Source organism: Chlorogloeopsis fritschii PCC 6912 (genome assembly GCF_000317285.1).
Lineage (GTDB): Bacteria > Cyanobacteriota > Cyanobacteriia > Cyanobacteriales > Nostocaceae > Chlorogloeopsis > Chlorogloeopsis fritschii.
In genome coordinates, this window is sequence record NZ_AJLN01000158.1 from 1 (window position 1) to 1,455 (window position 1,455).

General features: G+C 41.6%; 1 protein-coding gene. It reads left to right on the forward strand.

Going from position 1 to position 1,455, the window contains the following annotated elements; all coding sequences use genetic code 11:
• Positions 1-76: 76 nt before the first annotated feature.
• On the forward strand, positions 77-1,455 hold a 1,379-nt coding region (locus UYC_RS0134885), incomplete at its 3' end, for a reverse transcriptase domain-containing protein (protein ID WP_016879855.1).

Sequence of the window (1,455 nt, forward strand, 5' to 3'; positions counted from 1 at the left end):
ACGGAACCCCTTTGCATCGAGTAGGACAGAGCGTAACTGCTCTGAGGTATTTAGAAAACGCAATTTAGAGTAGAGCATGATTAGGCACAGCAAAACTGCTAGTGAATCTTGGAAATCATTACCTTGGAAGAAATTCCGGGCGAACATTTTCCGCTTACAAAGAAGAGTGTTCAAAGCTGTTCGAGTTGGCGATAAGCGCAAAGCGCGTCAATTACAAAAGCTTATCCTAAAATCTCGTGCGGCTAGGTTTCTGGCAATTCGTCAAGTAACACAGCTAAATGCTGGTAAAAAGACAGCGGGTATCGATGGCAAAACCGCCTTAACCCATGAGGAAAGATTCAGCCTCGAACTGCGATTAAGGCAGTCAAATTGGTATCACAACAAGCTTAGACAGATACCAATACCGAAGAAAGACGGTTCCATCAGATACCTAAAAGTGCCAACTATTGCAGATAGAGCTTGGCAATGTCTAGCTAAGTACGCATTAGAGCCAGCACACGAAGCAACTTTCCATGCTAATAGCTATGGATTTAGAACTGGGCGCTCTGCCCATGATGCTCACAAGCAGGTTTTTCAAAATCTCAAATCAAGCTCCAACGGCATCAACAAGAGAATCCTTGAGCTAGATATAGAAAAGTGCTTCGACCGGATTAATCACTCCTCCATTATGTCCAACCTTATTGCCCCTCAAAGGCTAAAATTAGGTATATTCCGATGCCTAAAAGCCGGAATCAACCCCGAATTTCCAGAACAAGGTACTTGTCAAGGTGGGGTGGTGAGTCCACTACTAGCTAATATCGCCCTTAATGGAATAGAAGAAATACATAAATATCACACAAATAAAGGACGCAAAATCACAGCAACTACCCCCGAAAAGGATATTGTTAACGCCTGCGTTCGATATGCCGATGATATGGTTTTTTTCCTCCGACCAGAATCCGACGAAAACGAAATACTTGATAATATCAGCCAATTCCTAGCAGAAAGAGGACTAAACCTAAGCGAGAAAAAGACAAAACTAACCGCTTCGACTACCGGATTTGATTTTCTCGGCTGGCACTTCAAAGTACAGCAAAATGGAAAATTTAGAAGTTCTCCCTCAGTGGAAAACTTTAAAGCATTCCGTAAGAAAGTCAAGAAAATTGTCAATAACTCGAATTATGGTGCTCACGAAAAAGCTAAGAAATTAGCTCCGATAGTCAGAGGATGGAGACAATACCACAAGTTCTGTAAGATGGACAGTTCTAAATTCAACCTCTATCACATACAATACAGAACCTTCAAGGTATTCAACAAAGAAACTAAACTTGACCGCCTATCTAGCAAAAAACTCCTGGATAAAGCCTTCCCAACAGTTCCTTACTCCGAAAACCGCCACATCAAAGTTAAAGGAAATAAATCACCTTTTGATGGAGATTTAGTTTACTGGAGCGAACGCAACAGTAAGCTATATGA